This is a genomic window from Micromonospora arida, assembly GCF_003857035.1.
Classification (GTDB): Bacteria; Actinomycetota; Actinomycetes; order Mycobacteriales; family Micromonosporaceae; genus Micromonospora; species Micromonospora arida.
On the sequence record NZ_QGSY01000215.1, the window covers coordinates 1 to 16,084 of the forward strand.

Annotated in this window: 13 protein-coding genes; 1 reads left to right on the forward strand and 12 read right to left on the reverse strand. The window is 69.4% G+C overall.

Annotated features, from left to right (window positions below):
• Nucleotides 1-319 precede the first annotated feature (319 nt).
• A complete protein-coding gene (locus DLJ58_RS20515; RefSeq protein WP_124858640.1) occupies nucleotides 320-1,456 on the forward strand; it encodes a DUF1996 domain-containing protein in 1,137 nt (378 codons plus the stop codon).
• A 212-nt stretch (nucleotides 1,457-1,668) separates the two neighbouring features.
• Here DLJ58_RS20515 and DLJ58_RS20520 read toward each other — a convergent pair whose 3' ends face one another.
• The 12 genes from DLJ58_RS20520 to DLJ58_RS20575 all read right to left on the reverse strand — a co-directional run bounded on the left by DLJ58_RS20520 (nucleotide 1,669) and on the right by DLJ58_RS20575 (nucleotide 16,082).
• A complete protein-coding gene (locus tag DLJ58_RS20520; RefSeq protein WP_124858641.1) occupies nucleotides 1,669-1,947 on the reverse strand; it encodes a hypothetical protein in 279 nt (92 codons plus the stop codon).
• A 163-nt stretch (nucleotides 1,948-2,110) separates the two neighbouring features.
• Nucleotides 2,111-2,296, reverse strand: a complete 186-nt coding sequence (locus DLJ58_RS20525; protein WP_124858642.1) for a hypothetical protein — start codon at nucleotides 2,294-2,296, stop codon at nucleotides 2,111-2,113.
• 153 nt (nucleotides 2,297-2,449) lie between these two features.
• Complete coding sequence (locus tag DLJ58_RS20530) at nucleotides 2,450-3,661, reverse strand: helix-turn-helix domain-containing protein (RefSeq protein ID WP_124858643.1); 1,212 nt, start codon at nucleotides 3,659-3,661, stop codon at nucleotides 2,450-2,452.
• 236 nt (nucleotides 3,662-3,897) lie between these two features.
• Nucleotides 3,898-4,875 carry a hypothetical protein gene (locus DLJ58_RS20535; protein WP_124858644.1) on the reverse strand — a complete coding sequence of 326 codons (978 nt, stop codon included), beginning with the start codon at nucleotides 4,873-4,875 and terminating at the stop codon, nucleotides 3,898-3,900.
• 32 nt (nucleotides 4,876-4,907) lie between these two features.
• Nucleotides 4,908-6,437 (reverse strand): OmpL47-type beta-barrel domain-containing protein, encoded by a 1,530-nt coding sequence (locus tag DLJ58_RS20540; RefSeq protein WP_124858645.1) that lies wholly within the window; start codon nucleotides 6,435-6,437, stop codon nucleotides 4,908-4,910.
• 8 nt (nucleotides 6,438-6,445) lie between these two features.
• Nucleotides 6,446-10,384, reverse strand: a complete 3,939-nt coding sequence (locus DLJ58_RS20545; RefSeq protein WP_124858646.1) for a ThuA domain-containing protein — start codon at nucleotides 10,382-10,384, stop codon at nucleotides 6,446-6,448.
• A gap of 23 nt (nucleotides 10,385-10,407) precedes the next feature.
• Nucleotides 10,408-11,412 carry a multicopper oxidase domain-containing protein gene (locus DLJ58_RS20550; protein WP_091406920.1) on the reverse strand — a complete coding sequence of 335 codons (1,005 nt, stop codon included), beginning with the start codon at nucleotides 11,410-11,412 and terminating at the stop codon, nucleotides 10,408-10,410.
• Between the two features lie 314 nt (nucleotides 11,413-11,726).
• The gene (locus DLJ58_RS20555) at nucleotides 11,727-12,533 is read right to left on the reverse strand and encodes an amino acid ABC transporter ATP-binding protein (protein WP_167493724.1); all 807 of its coding nucleotides are present in this window, start codon (nucleotides 12,531-12,533) and stop codon (nucleotides 11,727-11,729) included.
• Between the two features lie 5 nt (nucleotides 12,534-12,538).
• Entirely contained in the window at nucleotides 12,539-13,333 is a 795-nt protein-coding gene (locus DLJ58_RS20560; RefSeq protein ID WP_091406922.1) for an amino acid ABC transporter permease, read from the reverse strand.
• Nucleotides 13,334-13,410: 77 nt separating this feature from the next.
• A complete protein-coding gene (locus DLJ58_RS20565) occupies nucleotides 13,411-14,229 on the reverse strand; it encodes a basic amino acid ABC transporter substrate-binding protein (protein WP_124858648.1) in 819 nt (272 codons plus the stop codon).
• A gap of 176 nt (nucleotides 14,230-14,405) precedes the next feature.
• Nucleotides 14,406-15,083 (reverse strand): hypothetical protein, encoded by a 678-nt coding sequence (locus DLJ58_RS20570; protein WP_124858649.1) that lies wholly within the window; start codon nucleotides 15,081-15,083, stop codon nucleotides 14,406-14,408.
• A gap of 87 nt (nucleotides 15,084-15,170) precedes the next feature.
• A complete protein-coding gene (locus DLJ58_RS20575) occupies nucleotides 15,171-16,082 on the reverse strand; it encodes a sulfotransferase family protein (RefSeq protein WP_124858650.1) in 912 nt (303 codons plus the stop codon).
• Nucleotides 16,083-16,084: the final 2 nt, after the last annotated feature.

Below are 16,084 nucleotides of genomic sequence, written 5' to 3' on the forward strand. Positions count from 1 at the left end.
GCCCGAGCCCCGGCATCGATGTCGAGCCGCTCACCGAACGTTCGACGAGAATCATGTCGGGGCGGGCTTCCTGAGCAAGGCCCGCGACCGCCGCTGACTGGACCGGCAGCCACGCTGAGATGTGGAGTGCCACCGCAGCTGTCGATTACGGTTTTTGGAGAGAAATCAGAGAATTGAGATCGAGCCGACATCACGGCGACTCCACAAGGCTGACCAGGCAATCGCTGAGCGCTATTTAAGGGAGAATTAATCGTTTCAACTGGAAGCAGGCAGGGGGGCCACTCATATTCTTCCCTCTCGGAAGAAAGGTGCGCCCCCGTTGATAAATTTCCGTTCCACCCCTCGACACCGTCGTTCCGTCACCGCCCTGCTGCTGGTGAGCCTGGCGCTCGCCGGCGGATGCAAGGAGGCGCCGGGAAGCCCCGGCGCGTCCGGCCCGTCCAGCGACACCGGCATCGGCTCGCCCGGCCCGGGCGCGCCGACGGCGACCGCCCCGGGCGACCCGTCGGCCACGCCGAGCGCCCCGGGCACCTCGGCCACCCCGTCCGCGCCGGGCAAGCCCGGAACGCCGGCGACCAGCGCCGCCCCGCCCACCGCATCCGGCGGTTGGATCACCATCGACGCCGCCGCGCAGGCCGCCGCGACGAAGGCGTTCTTCGCGCGCAAGCCCAAGCCGGTGACCGGCAACCCCGTCAAGGTGCCCGAATTCAACGTCGGCTGTACGACCAGCCACCACAACAGCGACGACCCGATCGTGCTGCCGAAGCTGGTGGGCGGCTCGCACAACCACACGTTCTGGGGCAACAGGTCGACCGACGCCAACTCGACCGCCGAATCGCTGCGGGCGTCCAAGGCGACCACCTGCAACTCGCCGGACGACCAGTCCGCCTACTGGGTGCCGACGATGTACCAGAACGGCAAGGTCGTGGACCCGAAGGAGGTGACCGTCTACTACGGTTCCCGTCTGAAGGACCCGAGCAGGACCCAGCCCTTCCCGTTCGGCCTGCGAATGATCACCGGTAACGCCAAGAACCAGGTTGACACCCCGGACAAGCAGGGCAACCACTTCTGGTGCGCCGGCATCGGCGGCGAGATCGGCCGCAGCGCCGACAAGACGTTCCCGGTCTGCGCCAGGACGGCGAACATCGTCCGGCAGATCACCTTCCCGGACTGCTGGGACGGCAAGCACCTGGACAGCCCCGACCACAAGGCGCACATGGCCAACGGGGACCACACCGGGGCGTGCCCCAAGAGCCACCCGGTGCCCGTCCCCTCGGTGTCCTTCGTGATCTCGTACCCGCTGAGCGCGAACACCGACGGCATCACCCTCGCGTCCGGCACGTCGTTCTCCATGCACGCGGACTTCTTCAACGCGTGGAAGGACGAGGCACTCGCCGCACGGGTGCGCAACTGCCTCGACCAGGGCGTGAAGTGCAACTCGGCCGGTAACTTCTGAGCTGACCCGGCCTGAATGCCGTCGTCGATCGGCGACAGAGGGCGGCGGGGTCTCCGGTGGACGGTTCAGCTACCAGGCCGAACCGGACGCCGGAGACCCCACGTAACCGCCTACTTGCTACTTGCGCAGCAGGCCGACCTTCCGACGCCGGCACCGCCACGCATGCACGGGCCGGGCGGCGGCGACACGAGCCCCGCCAGGACGTCGGTCGACTAGGGTTCGGCTCGGGCCGGCTGGACCGGTTGCGGCACTGCTGGATTCGACTGCGCGGCATCCCTGGTCCATCCGAGGAACCGGCGGTGCAGCACGCCGGCCGGCGTCCACTGCATGTCCTCAGTCGCCTGCACCAGGTAGGACCCGAGGTAGAGCGCCAGCGACACTGGCGCATCCGCGTACTCCGCGCGCAACTCGCGCTTGCGGGTCGTGCAGGGCCAGGGCAGGCCGCAGCCACCGCAGCTCCAGATCGGCATGACCGGGCCGTGGACGGTCACCGCGCACCCGCCAGAAGTCCGGCGGTGCTCGTCAGCGTCTGCCGACCGGTCGCCCATTCGCCCTGCCAGCAGGGGTACGGCGTGAGCCACGTCCGGCAGCAGCTACACCTGCCGTCCAGCCCTCGGACGCGAACCGCGACGATCGCCTTCTGCTGCCGGCTACTCACTGCTCGCCTTCCTGCGGCCAATGGCCACGACTGATCGGAATCCGGTGCCGGGCACGGCACGGCAGGTCGATGCCGCAGCGGCAGATATATCGCCAGAGCCGCCATGACCACACCGGCCGGTGCCGGCGGGCGAGCGTCAGCGCGGTGGCCGAGAGGTATTCGTCATACGAGACGCGCCGCACGGACTCTCCCTCGTTCGAGCACGAGGACGACTTCCCGCCCTCCACGCTGAGGGGACGCGGCGACCAGGCGATATCCGCACCGCCCGCCGCATCCCGTGAGCAAGAAGCTACGGTGAGTCGCGGGGCGGAATGGGTACGGTTTCTACCCCTGGATCACGAGAGCAGCCCGACCTTGACCGCGAGGTCACGGGCGTCGTCACGAGTGGAACGTGGGCCGTCGAGCAGGTCCAAGGTGATCTGGCGGGCGTACCCGTTGAAGCGAATCGTCTCCGGGGCCGACCCATACGCCTGCCGGAGGGTCATCACGGCCGCTTCCTTGTCGTCCTTGCCGTAGTGCGCCCGCGCGACCTCGATGAGATGGCGTGCCCGGCGCGGCCTCGACGGGATCGCCGCGGAATCATGGCGGCGTGCCTGTCGCACTGCCTCACCGGACTTCTGCAACTCCACCGCCACGGTCACCGCGTGAGCGCCCATGATGACCTGCGAGAACGACGTCTGCGGCTGATAGAAACCCGTTGGCAGGCGCTGCGCCACCTGATCCGCGCGATCCCAGTACCGCCAGGCCCTACCTTCCTCACCAGCACGGGCGGCGGTGTACGCAGCCTCGAAATTCAGTGCACCCCAGAGCGCCAACAGGTTCATGTTCCCGTCGGCCGCACGCGACTCAAGCGCCGACAAGAGATCCACTGTCACCGACATCGCGCTGTCCCAGTCACCGGCATCCCGATGCACCTGGCACAGGAACCACCCCGCGCACGCCACCGCCTCCGGGTCGCCGGACTCCTGCGCCGCCACCATCGCCCGGTCCGCGACCCGCCACAACAACTCGGCAGCGGGCTGATAGGCGAGGAACATCTGCGTCAGCCCGAACGTCTCCGCCAACAGGGCCTGAGCCTGCCGACGCTCTGCACCCTCGTAGGCCAAAGCGGCACGCTGCACGTCGCGTAGCACCCCCGGCAACAACCCGCCCAGCACGGTGCGGTGGTCCGACGCCTGATGACGCGCACGCCATGCCATCGCAAGCCGGTCCCTCAGGCTCGTCAACGGCTCCGGGGAAACATCGTCGGAAAGTGCGAAGCGGTTGACCGCGTCCCGGACGGACGGCAGCGCCGGATGCTCGGGCCCGTTGACCACAGCCGACCGGGCCCCCAACTCGCCGGCAAGGGCGGACACCTCGACCTTGAGGGCACGCGCGATCCGGTCCAGCATGTGAATACGCGGCGGCAGGATCCGATCGGTCTCCACCGCCTTGACCCACTCCGCGCTGCGCCCCACCAACCCCCCGAGCACCGCACGGGTCTTCCCGGACCGTTCCCGGTAGACCTTCAACCGCTGCCCGAAAGTCAACTCCGGCAAGGAATCCATCCCGGACCTCCTCGTAGCGCGGAACGCGTCGCCGGCGCCCAGGCCGCCGTGCCACCAACGCTACCGGCCGGCCCGCCGACTCAGAACCCCTCACACGCCGTGCACCGCCTCCTGGAATGCCTGGTCCAAGCGGCCAGCGCCCACCGCCTCGCCGACGCCGCCGCCGCGACGGGTCGGACCCAGTACGACGGCGGCCGATCACCTGGCGGGTGACCGGCCGCCGTTGCGTCGATCAGTTAGAGCTTCGCCGCGCCCGCCGCAGCGGCCTCCTGCACCGCCGAGGTACGGCGGACCTCGGCCCGCTGGTCGCCGGCGTCCTCCCGGTCCGGAGCGGCCACCCGCGCCGCCCGGTTGGTGCTCGACGCCGCCTGGTCACCGGTCACGCCACCGCGGATCCGGTTGTTGGCGGCCACCTGGGCGGCCGGGTCGTTGGACGTCACCGCCAACTGACCGTTGATGATGTTGTCGTCGACGGTGACCCCACCGGTGGTGCTGGTGATGCTCACGTCCCCACCCCAGTAGCCGCCGGAGGCGCAGCTGTCGAGGGTGCCGTTCGGGCCGAGTTGCACACCGCCCAGGTTGCCCGCGAAGGTGGCCCGGCCCTGGACCGCACTGCCACACACCACGCTGCCGGTGGCGCTGTTGAGCACCGACAGCGTGCCGTCGACGAACGAGTCGTGCAGGTCGGTGTAGTAGGTGCCGGTGCTGCTGAGGTTGCGCTGCACCTGGGTTCCCCGGTCGAGCCGAACCTCGCCGGCACCGACGTTGACGTGCCCGGCGACCGTCGACGCCTCGGCGAACAGGAAGCTGTCGATGGTCGTGGAGCCCTTCGGCCGTACGGTGACGGTGCCGGTGCGGGCGTCCTTCAGGAAGATGCCGTACCCCCCGGCTGCGAGTACCACCTGGCCGTCGACTGTCGTCTCGGTCGCGTCGAGGTACCCGTCGGCGGCGACGCGTACCTCACCGCTGACCCGGCCACCGGTCACCACCAGGTTGCCGCCGGCCGCGACGGTGACGTTGCCGGTGATCGTGGTGCCGGTCAGCGCGCAGGACTCGCCGGCGGGCACGAGCAGGTCGTTGGGCACGGTCACCGCGCCGCCGGTGCCGATGCAGTGGGTGACCAGGTCGGCGTGTGCGGTGGGCGCCACTGCCAGCACCGAGGCCGCGATGACGGCGCTCACGGTGGCGAGCTTGGCGACGGTACGTCCGGGCATCGTGGTACTCCCTGTCGGTGAGGTTCGAGGACTCATGCGCCGACGTCCGATCGGGCCGCGGCCCGGACGATGGCGCCCTGCTGCCGCCGGTCGAGCGTGCCGCCGGTCACGAGCGCGGCGGTGACCGCTTCCACGTGTCGGACGAATTCGGCGTGGCCGGGGTAGTCGGCGTGTTCGTCGATCAGATCGTTGATGGTGCAGCCGTCGCCGGTGTCGACGTTGGCCACACCGGTGTCGCCCCCGTCGATGACCACGGTTGCCCGGGTGTCCGAGTCGGGGCAGCGGTCGGTGTCGTCGACCACCACGGTGAACGACGTCGACTGCTCGGTGGAGGAGTTCCCCGCCGTGTCGGTCGCCCGGTACCGCACTGTGTGCGCGCCGGGTGCGCGGACGGCGACCGGAGCGGCGTACGCCGTCCAGGCTCCGGTGTCGAGCGCGTACTCGATCGTCGCCACGCCCGACTCGGCGTCGGTGGCCGTGACGGTGACGGTCGCCCCGCCGACGTACCCGCCGTCGTCGTTCCGGTCACCGGCCACCGTGGCGGCGACAGTGGGCGGGGTGGTGTCCTCGGCCTGCGGCTCGACGACGGTGAAGTGGGACATCTGCTCCGCTGAGGTGTTGCCGGCGACGTCGGTGGCCCGGTAGTGCAGCATGTGCATCCCGACCGTGTTCACCACGATCGGGTTCGTGTACGCGGTGAAGGCCGCCCCGTCCAGGGCGTACTCGATGGTGGCGACACCGGATCCGCTGTCGGTGGCGGTCAACGTGGCGGTGGCCGTACCGACGTAGTTGCCGTCGCCGTCGCGGTCGCCGGCCAGTGCGGCCGTGACCACCGGCGCTGTGGTGTCCTCCTCTCCCGGCTCGACGATCCGGAACGCCACCGAGCCGACGGCGCTGGTGTTGCCGGCCTGGTCGGTGGCACGGAACTGCACCGCGTGGTCGCCGATCGCGGTCACCCGCACCGGCTCGGTGTACGGCAGGAAGCTGGTGTCGTCGACCTGGTACTCGACGGTCTGTACCCCCGAGTCGGCGTCGGTGGCCGTCACGGTCACAGTGGCCGCGCCGAGGTAGTTGCCGTCCTGGTCCTGGTCGCCGGAGACCGCGGCGGTCACGGTCGGTGCGGTGGTGTCGTCACCGCCGCCGCCCTCGGTGACCACCAGCTCGCCGACCATCGAGCTGTGGCCGGGGATCGAGCAGAAGTACCGGTACCGGCCCGGGGTCAGCGTCACGGTCGCCTGGTGGCGGCCGTCGTTGGCGTCGAACGGGCTGGCCAGGATGTTGACTGTGACGTCGTGGTTGTAGCCCTCGGTGCTGGTGTCGAAGGTCAGGGTATGCGGCATCCCGGTGGTGTTTCCGGTGGCCGCGCTGTTCTCCCAGATGATCGTGGTCGCTCCGGCCACCGCCGTGGTGGGCGCTGACTTGTACCGGGTGATGCTGTCGTCGGCGGTCCAGGTCAACACCTGGTCGGCGGCGACACGCGGGGCGGCGGAGGCGGGGGCCACTGCCAACGGGATCACCGTGAGCAGGAGCGCCGCCAGCGCAGCCGTCAGTCGTCGGGTCATCGTCACTCCTAGAGTTCCCGCGCACGGATGTTGCGGAACTCGGTCAGGTCGTTGTCACCGTGGTTCTGCAGGCCGATGAAGCCGCGCAGGAACTGCCGCAGGTCGGTCGGCGGGTCGCCGGCGCGCGACGACTGCTTGCCCGGCGTGTTGTCGAACTCGTTGATCACCACGCCGTTGCGGATCATCGTGTAGTGCTGCCCGACGGCGCGGATCTCGTAGTCGTTCCACTCGTTCTTCGGCGTCACGCCGGCCTGGGCCAGCGGCACCGGGTCGAAGTTGTAGACCGAGCCGGTCTTCTGCGGCTCACCGGTGTCACCGTCGTAGATCTGGATCTCGTGTCCGCAGTAGATCGCCATCCAGGCCGGCGAGGTCCGCGCCGACCCGACCGTGCCGCAGCTGTCCGGTGGCCGCTGGTCGAGGGGCGTTCGCAGATCCGGGAACCGGATGAAGACTCCGGTGTTGGCCCGGCCGGTGCCCGGCGCGATATCCCGGAACTGCAACTTCAGCGAGAAGTCGCCCAGCTCCTTGGTGTGCCAGAGCATGCCCAGGCCGCCACTGGAGCGCAGCGACCCGTCCGGCTGGATGCCGAACTGTCCCGACGGCGCCTGCTGCCAACCGCGCAGCGACTCGGCGGTGCCGTCGAAGAGCGGCTCGTACCCGGTGTGACCGTCCCGGCCGATTTCCGACGCGGCGGCCAGGCGGGTGAGGGTCCCCGCTTCGCGGGTGCTGAGCAGGTCGTCGTCCTGCAACGCGCGGGCCACCGCGGTGACGTGCCGGACGAAACCGTTGTGGTCGGCCCAGGTGCTCTCGTCGTCGATCAGGTCGTTGGCCGTGCAACCCTGCCCGACCGTGCGACTGGGCACCCCGGTGTCGGTGTCGCCGAGCCACACCGTCGAGCGGTCGTCGGGCACCGCGCAGCCCACCGTCACAGTGGTCTGCACCGTCGCCGTCTGACCGTCGGCGTACGTGACGGTGAGCTTCGCGGTGTAGGTGCCGACCGTGGCGTACGTGTGTCGGGGGTCCGCCTCGGTCGACGTGGTGCCGTCGCCGAACTCCCAGCGGTGGCTGACGCCGCCGGAGCGGGAACCGGTGAAGGCGATGGTCAGCGGCTTGTTCTGCACGGCGACCGAGGTCGCCGCCGGCGCCGGGGTGGGCGCCCCGCCGGTGTAGGTGACCCGGATCAGCTTCTGGTTCGCGTGCAGGCTGAAGAAGCCGCCGCCGTAGTCGAGCAGATAGAGCGCGCCGTCCGGGCCGAACTTCGCGTCCATCCAGCTCTGCAACCGGTTGTCGCCGTTGCCACCGGGGATGATGGCCCGCAGCGACTCGGCGTACACCGGTGGGGCGGCCTGCGGCACGCCGGCCGGGTCGACGGTGACCGCGACCCGGTTGGAGGCGTTCGACTGGTCGCCGATGAACCACTTGCCGTCCCAGTGCTCCGGCCACGCCACGCCGCTGGTGGTGTCGACGAGGCTGCGGTGGTACGTCGGGCCGGACATGATGGCCTGCCCGCCGCCGCGCAGGTACGGCTGCGTGTAGGTGGCGTCGGTCGCCACGTAGGTCGGCAGGCCGCTGCCGTCGGTCCGCTTCGGGAACACCGGGCCACCGCCGTCGGGCGAATACCAGATCATGTTGTCCCGGGCCGCCGGGATGTCCACCAGTCCGGTGTTGCGCGGCGATTCGTTCTTCAGGTTGTCGCAGTCGTACCAGCCGGTCAGCACTGTCGCGTCGGTGTTGCTGCGGTCGCGGTACGGCTGCCGGTTGCCCATGCAGTACGGCCAGCCCTGGTTACCGGCGGAGGTGATGATGGTGGCCGTCTCGTACTTCGCCGGGCCCAGGGTGGGGCTGGGCGACGAGGCGTCCGGGCCGACCCAGCCGGCGGTCAGCCACTGGTGCACCGGGTCGATCTGGAGGCGGGCGATGTTGCGCACGCCCATCACGTAGATCTCCGGTCGGGTCTTCTCGGTGCCCGGTGGGAAGAGGTTGCCCTCCGGGATGGTGTACGTGCCGTCCGACTCCGGATGGATCCGGATGATCTTGCCGGCGAGGTCGTTGGTGTTACCCGACGTGCGGCGGGCGTCCTGGAACGAGATCCCCTGGTACTCCTGGGTCCAGTTGTTGCCGGCATAGCCCTGCGACCCCTCCGAGGAGTTGTTGTCGCCGGAGCCGACGTAGAGGTTGCCCTTGGCGTCGAACGCCATGCCGCCGCCGGCGTGGCAGCAGCTGTGGATCTGCACCGGGAACTGCAACAGGTCCTTGCGGGTGGCCTGGTCGACGGTCTGCGCCTGGCGGTCGTAGGTGAACCGCGAGACGGTCCGCTGACCGACCCGCTTCACCCGGTCGACCGAGTCGTGCGGCATCCAGTAGACGTAGAGCCAGCCGTTCTCGGCGAACGCGGGGTCGGGCACGATGCCGAGCAGACCCTCCTCGTTCTTGACCAACTCGGAGCCGCTGCCCCGGTTGCCCATCACCTCCAGGGTGGTGAGCAGCTTGACCTGCTTGGTGCGCGGGTCCCAGGAGTGGATGGTGCCGCAGCCCAGGCCGACCTTCGGGTTGTTCCAGTCCGCGATCGGGCCGCTCGGGCAGGCCGCCTTGCCGACGTAGAAGACAGTGCCGTCCGGCGCGATGGTGAGCCCGTGCGGCTCGCCGATCTGGTCCAGCTGCCCGGTCTGGTTGGCTGCGGTGAGTCGCTCCACCTTGTAGTTCGCGGCGATGGTGGCCTGGCAGTCACCGCGTACCCGACCGGTGGTCCAGTTGAGAGCCCCGGTGAGGTGCGTGCGGAACGCCTCCTCGCCGTAGCTGCCCTCGGTGTGGCCCATGCCGGTGTAGAACGACCGACCGCCGTCGTAGTCCCGGCACCAGGACACCGGGTGGAAGGCGCCGTTGGCTGCCGCCCCCGGGTTGTAGTGCCGCTCCTCGACCTGGGCGAGGGTGTGCACGGTGCCGATCGGGTTCGGGTCCCAGTTCTCCCAACGGTCGGACCGGGTGATGGTCATCGGCAGCGACGCGGTCGCCGGGTGCTTCCGGTCCAGGATGTTCACCACCGCGCGGTTCACCGCAGGCGGCTCCGGAGCGGTGGTGCTGCCGGTGAACAGGCGCAGGTCGGCGAGCTGGACCAGCGGTTCACCGCTGTTCGCGGTGACGTTCAGCCGGTAGCGCGTGAACTCCTGCGGCGCGGCGATGTCGAACCGCCGGGTCTGGTACCGGTCCGGGAAGGTCTGCCCGGTGCGGCGGTCCAGGTCGGTCCAGCTCTGACCGTCCGTGGAGCCCTGCAGGGTCCAGTCCTTCGGGTCCCGACCGGCGGAGTCGTTGGCCGACGTGAGCGCGTACCCGGTGATCTTCTTCGGTGCGCTCAACTCGTACGCCACCCAGGCGGTCGGGGTGCGGACGAGCCACTTCGTGTTGGCGTCGCCGTCGGTCAGCTTCTCCTTGGTCTCGTTGGGCGGGTTCTCGCCGCTGGCGGTCACCCGGGTCACCGGCTCGGCGACCGGGATGGCGCCGGCCGGGCGGGTGCCGATCAGCCCGGTGAACCAGGTGGAGTCGACCTGGGCGCGGGCGGCGTCGGCGATGCCGACGAAACCGCCGCCGGCCTTGACGTAGTTCTGGAGCGCCGACTCCTGGTCGCGGCTGAGCGCGGCGCCCGTCGCGGAGAGAAAGACCACGCTGCGGTACGCGGACAGCCCGGCCGCCGTGAAGGCGCCCGGGTCCGTGGTGGCCGTGACATCGATGTCATTAACGGCGCCAAGCTGTTTGATGGTGTCCACCGCGCGAGAAACCGGGTCCTGTTGTTCGGCCACCGGGCCGTGGAACACCAGGACCGCTGTCTGCTGCGGCTGCGCCGCCTGCGGGGCGGCCGCCGTTCGTGGAGCGGCCGCAGCCGCCGTCGTTGCCGGGAGCAGTGTCGCCAAGGCCGCTACCGCGGCGAGGGTTCGTCGTAGTTTTCTGGTCATGCCCGTCCCCACTTTCGGTTCGGTCAGCTTCCGTGCGTGTGGGTGTGGCCCTGGAACCGGTGGATCGCCTCCTCGGCGCCCGGCGGCATGCTGCCGTCGGCGTTGCGCACCAGGAAGATCCCGGCCATGCCGCCGTCGGAGTGGGTCTGCACGTGGCAGTGGTACATCCACGCGCCGGGTCCGACGCCCTCCCCGGCCAGCACCTGGAAACCGAACGAGCTGCCGGGATTGAGGTCCTTGTTGTCGACCACCAGGCTCGGGTCGCTCGGCCCCTCCAACATCCCGGTGCGGTTGTCCGCCCAGCGGTGCGCGTGCAGGTGGAAGGTGTGGAACAGGTTGCCGTGGCCGATGGCGATCCACTCGACGCGCTCGCCCAGGTTCGCCTCGAACATCGGGGTCGCCGGAGCCATCTTGTTGTTGATCATCATGTCGTGGAACACGGCCGTGAACTGCTTCGACGGCAGGATGTCGCCACGCCGTCGGACGATCAACGCCCCGTACAGTCCCTTCGCGACACCGCCGGTGCCGTGGTCGGTGCCCATCGCGTGATCGTGGTAGTGCCAGTAGCCGGCACTGCCCGGCATGTACCGCCGGCCGGCCGCGGCCACCATCTCGTGGGAGCGCCAGACGTACGTGCGCGTCTCACCCGGGTTGTTGAACGAGGCGTTGAACGGGCTGCCGTCGGACTCGGTGCTGTAGTCCACCCCGTGCGGATGGATGGACAGCCGCTGGTTGGTGGTGTTGACCAGGGTGATCTCCAGCGTGTCACCCTCGTACATTTCCAGGATCGGGCCCGGAACGGTGGCCTGACCGGGTGCCAGGCCGTACCCGAACAGGTTGCCGGGCAACTGCTCGGCGTAGATGGTGATTTTCTTGGTGACACCGGCGGCGGCCCGGGCGGGGCTGCCGCCGAACGCGGTGCCGATCGTTGGGGCGGACGCGCCCAACGCCCCGGCGGCGAGCGCGCCGGTGGCGATCAGCGATCTGCGGGACAGGTGGCGGTGAGGGCCACCAGCGTGATCGTCCATGGGTCTCCGTTCCCGACCGGGCGAAGACGCGACGAGGGCAGGGTGCATCGACCGCCGAGCTCGGGGGCGGTGGCACGACTGAGGGTGAGGCTCGTCGCGGACTTTGCTCGGAAGACTCAGAACTTTCGATGGATGACTGAAACTTATGTAATCCATCGACGAAAGTACAGGTCTGATTGCAAAAAGATTACCTTGACATCACGACGTCCGTCGATTGACATGAAGCTGACACACAAGCAGACGCCGGGCTGCCGTCAATGCGGCAGCCCGGCGGGCAGACGTACGGAAGCTGTGGTCAGAGATCGTCGCGGTGGTCAGCCGGCCGACGGTGGGCCCGACTGGTCGGGCGCACCGAGCTGCGCGACGTGGGTCGGGTCGAGGACCCGGGAGAGGAACGCGCGGGTCCGTTCGTGCTTCGGCGCGCCCAGCACCTCCTGCGGCGGCCCCTGCTCGACCACCACGCCACCATCCATGAAGACGACCCGGTCGGCGACGTCGCGGGCGAACGCCATCTCGTGGGTGACCACCATCATCGTCATGCCGTCCTCGGCCAGCTTGCGCATGACGGTGAGCACGTCGCCGACGAGTTCCGGATCGAGCGCGGAGGTCGGCTCGTCGAAGAGCATCAGCTTCGGCTCCATCGACAGCGACCGGGCGATCGCCGCCCGCTGCTGCTGCCCACCGGAGAGCTGCGCCGGGAAGGCGTCGGCCTTGTCGGTCAGCCCGACGCGCTCCAGGTTGGCCCGGGCGATCCGCTCGGCCTCGGCGCGACCTCGCCGCAGCACCCGGCGCTGCGCGATGGTGAGGTTGTTCAGGACGGTCAGGTGCGGAAACAGGTTGAACGACTGGAACACCATGCCGATGCCGCGGCGTACCGCGTCGATCTCGACGTCCGGGTCGGTCATCTCGACCCCGTTCACCCAGATCTTGCCGGCTGTCGGCTCCTCCAGCAGATCGACGCAGCGCAGCAGGGTCGACTTGCCGGAGCCGGACGGCCCGATGACGCAGACCACCTCGCCCTGGCCGACCTCGAAGTCGATGCCCTTGAGCACCTCCAGCGGCCCGAAGGACTTGTGCAGGTCGCGGATCTCCACGGCGGGGCGGGCAGGGGTGGTCGTCATCTGGGTCACCGAGCCTTGGCGTAGCGGAGTTCGAGGCGTCGTACCACCTGCGACAGCGGCAGGGTGATCACCAGGTAGGCGAGGCCGGCCACCAGCAGCGGGGTCGCGTTCACCCGGTCGTTGAGCATGTCCCGACCGAACTTGGTGATCTCGATCGTCTGCGCCGTCACCCCGAGCACGTAGGCCAGCGACGAGTCCTTGGTGAGCAGGATGAGCTCGTTCGTCAGTGGCGGGATCACGATCCGGAACGCCTGCGGGATGACGATCGTGCGCATGGCGGTGAAGTGCGACATGCCGAGGGTCCGCGCCGCCTCCATCTGCCCCTTCGGCACGGCCTGGATGCCGGCCCGGATCGTCTCCGCCATGTACGCCGCGGCGGTCAACCCGAGGCCGATCGCGATCGAACCGAACACACCGCCCGGAATCTCGCGTTCCGGGAAGGCGATCGGGATTCCGTACCCGACGAGGAAGAGCACCAGCAGCGCGGGCAGACCCCGGAACAGCTCGATGTACGCCGTCGCCACCCAGCGGTACGGCGCCACCCGGGACAGGCGCATCAGCGCCAGGATGGTGCCGAACACGAGGCCGAAGGCGAACGCGCCCAGCGTGTAGAGGATGGTGTTGCGCAGCGCGACGGTGATGATCGTCGGGAACATCGACTTGATGATGTCGACGCGGAAGAACGCGTCGGCCAACCTGTCCCAGTCCGCGGCGACGAGCACCGTGGCGATGATGGCGATGAAGACCAGGTACTGGAGCCCGAGGGACAGCCGCTCCCGCTGGCGGCGTCGCAGCTTCACGTTCGCTCGTTGCCTTCCCGGAGGTTACCGACGTCGGAGGGCGCGCGGGACGCGCGCCCTCCGGTACTGCGCGGCGCTCAGGCGCTCGGCTGCTTACCGATCCACTTCTCGTAGATCGTGTTGTACGCGCCGTCCTGCTTGGCCTTGGCCAGCACCTCGTTGATCTTCTTGAGCAACTCCGGGTTGGCGTCCTTCTTCACGGGGAAGCCGTACTGCTCGCCGGTGTCGAACTCGGCGGCCACCTCGAACCCGCCCGGGTTCTTCTTCAGGTACTCGGTCCAGACCGGCAGGTCGTTGATGGCGGCCTCGACCTGGCCGTTGGCGACGGCCTGCTGGAGGGCGGCGAGGTCCTCGAACTCGACGAGCTTCAGGCCCTTCTCCGCCTCGAGCTTCTTGGCGTAGTCACGACCCGTGGTGGCCGCCTGGACGCCGAGCTTCCTGCCCTTGAGGTCGTCGAGCGACTTGTACGTCTTGCCGGTCTTCACCAGCATCGCCTGGGTGGCGTCGAAGTAGGGATCGGAGAAGTCGACCACCTTCCGCCGCTCCTCGGTGATGGTCATGCCGGCGGCGGCCGCGTCGCACTTGCCGGTGTTGAGATCCTGGCCGGACTTGATCCCCTCGAACGGGGTGTCGATGATCGTCTGCTCGACACCGAGTTCCTTGGCGACCAGGTCCATGATCTCCACGTCGAAGCCGGTCACCTTGCCGCTGGCGTCCTTGGACTGGAACGGCGGGTACGGCAGGTGGGTGCAGACGGTCAGCTTGCCCGCCGCGACCAGCTTGACACCGCTCGCCTGGACCTCGCTGTCATCCTTCTTCGCGCAACCCGCGGTCAACGCGAGGGCGACGACGGCCACGACGAGGCCGGCCTGACGGACGGCGCTTGGGAACCTCACGGCTGTGTCCCTCCGATTCGGCTTCCATTGCACTGAAAGCCAATCTGGTTCATAGACTTTGCGATAAGCGACCGTACCCGATCCGGCGCGCCGCCCCCAGATCACGCCGTGACCGCTCCGCCGGCCCGGCCCGGCGACCTTAGCCGGCAAACCCGACACATGCCCCGCAAGGTGCCTCAGCCACCGGTTCCCTCGGCCGCCCCGTCCGGGGTGAGGGCCCCTTCTTGGGGGTCTGTGTCCAGGAACACATGCTGGTGGCCCTGGCCGGAGTCGACGCTGATCTGGTCGAGCTGAGTCGCCGCGACCGACCAGATCGTCGCGGCCTCGGCCCCCTGCCGCGCGGTGACATCCAGCAGGGCCGCACGTTGCTCGGCCGGAACGCCGGCCGCCAGCGCGTAGGCGTCGACAGCCAGGGACGCCTGCTGGACCGCTCCGCGCAACCCTCCGCGCGCCACGTTGGTGGCGGTGGTCCCCGACGGCGGGTCGGCGAAGGGCTCGGCCGCCTGGCGCATGACCTCCTGCCACTGGCGTGCCTTCTGCGGGTCCGGCGCGCGTCCGGCGGTCGTCTCCGTCTTGACGGCGGCCAGCACCGGGGCGACCTGGTCGCGTACGCGTCGGGCTGTCTCGATCAGCTCCACGATCTGCTGAGCGTCCCGCTTCGCCTCGTCCTGCTTGATGCTCGCGATGGTCGCCTCGGTCGCGTCCGGACGGCCCACCTGGTAGCCGATCAACCCACCCACCAACGCGGTGACCAGTGCGATCACGCCCGCGACCGCCACGAAGCGCACTGTACGGCGGTGACGCACATCGGCCTTGTCCAACTGGTAGGAGGGTCGGCCGGTACGGCGCGCCATCGCATCTCCTCACATCGATGGTGTGGGGCCAAAGATTAGCCGCCCCCCGTGATGTCCGTCGATAGCGAGGACGGCGACAGACGCCCCCTAGACCGGGTAGCCCCACTCGGCCAGCGGCTTCTCCAGCACCCGTTCGATCGCGGCGAGCTGCGCCGGGCTGAGTTCGTCCCGGTACGCCTCCGCCCGACCCACGGTGAAGTCGTACCGGGAGAAGCCCTTCTCGAAGGCTGTCGACCAGTTCAGGCCGAGGAAGTCGAGCATCCGGCCGACCTGCTCGCGCGGCTGCTCGACCAGGTCCTCGTAGCGCACGTCCAGCCACTGGTCGGCCGGGTGACGCAGCCGGGCCTGCGCGAAGGCGTCCATCAGCATCTTCCAGCCCAGCGCGGCGAGCACCTGGAAGGAGCGACCGGACTCGGCCCACTCCTCGCGCAGGTCGGACGGGAGCGGGCCGTAGATCCAGTTGTCCGGCCCGCGCCAGCCGTCCCACCAGCCCATCTGGAGCCACGAGTTGGCCACCGCCCGTCCGTCGCGCACCACGTTGACCACCCGCAGCTCCGGGTACGCGGCGTGCAGCAGGCCGGTCCGCGGCCACCCCGTGACGTGCTGCACCAACTGCTGACAGCCCTGCCGCGCGATCCGCTCGTCGAAGAAGGCCCGCAGCCGCCGGGCCACGAACGGGGTCAGGTCCTCGGCCACCAGGTCCCGACACGGTCGGGAGAAACCGGCCAGCACCTGCCGGTCGAGCAGGTGGTACGCCTCCGACGGCGCCACCCGCAGCCGGCCCCGCTCCAGCAACCGTCGACTGTGTCGCAGCGAGGTCATCCCCGCCGGGCGCGGCGCCGAACGCCGGTAGAGCGCGCCGTTGAACCTGCCCTTGGGGTTGAGCCGGGCCAGTTTGTCGTCCAGGCCGGAGACGAAGCCGACCGCGGGATGCCGGGAGAGCAACTCCTGGACCAGGGTCGAACCGCACCGACCGGTGCCCACCACCAGTGAGAGCATCG